Origin of the sequence: Rhodobacter sp. SY28-1 (genome assembly GCF_005222785.1) — a bacterium.
In the GTDB taxonomy this organism is placed as follows: Bacteria; Pseudomonadota; Alphaproteobacteria; order Rhodobacterales; family Rhodobacteraceae; genus Tabrizicola.
In genome coordinates this window covers 1-552 of record NZ_STGH01000011.1, presented here as the reverse complement: position 1 = coordinate 552, position 552 = coordinate 1, and the positions used below count along the sequence as shown (strand labels likewise).

The window sequence follows — 552 nt, the reverse complement described above, 5'->3', positions numbered from 1 at the left end:
ACGGCACTGCCGGCCGTGTCGATCATGACGCCTTCCGCACAGGCATACATGCCCGCCTTGACGGCAGCGAAATCGGCGAACACGTCCTGGTCGAAGACGATCTTGTCGGTGCCCGGCTTGAAGTCGGTGATCCGGTCCTCGCCGAAATCGGCCTTGAACACGAACATGTCCTTGCCGCCGCCGCCCTTCAGCGTGTCGTCGCCGAAGCCGCCGTCGAGGCTGTCCTTGCCCTTGCCGCCCTTCAGAATATCGTCGCCCTCACCGCCGAGGAGGCGGTCCTTGCCGGCACCGCCGTAGAGCTTGTCGTCGCCGGCACCGCCGACGAGCCGGTCGTTGCCGTCGCGTCCCTTGATCGTGTCGTCGCCGTCTGTGCCGGTGAGGCGATCGGAGCGGTTGGTGCCGAGGATCGTCTTGCCGGGCGCCTCGGGGGGATCGACCACAGTCCCCGCCTCGAACGCGCCGAGGTCGGGCTTGCCGATGGAGGGCAGGCCGACGTTGACGCCCTTGTCGATCAGGTCGCTGTCCGGGGCGAGGTGCAGGAACGTCGTCTCG

At 67.6% G+C, this 552-nt stretch carries 1 protein-coding gene; it reads right to left on the bottom strand.

The window, feature by feature from the left end; all coding sequences use genetic code 11:
- Positions 1 to 552: calcium-binding protein (locus tag E8M84_RS21345; RefSeq protein ID WP_394347445.1), on the bottom strand; the 552-nt coding region annotated here is incomplete at both ends.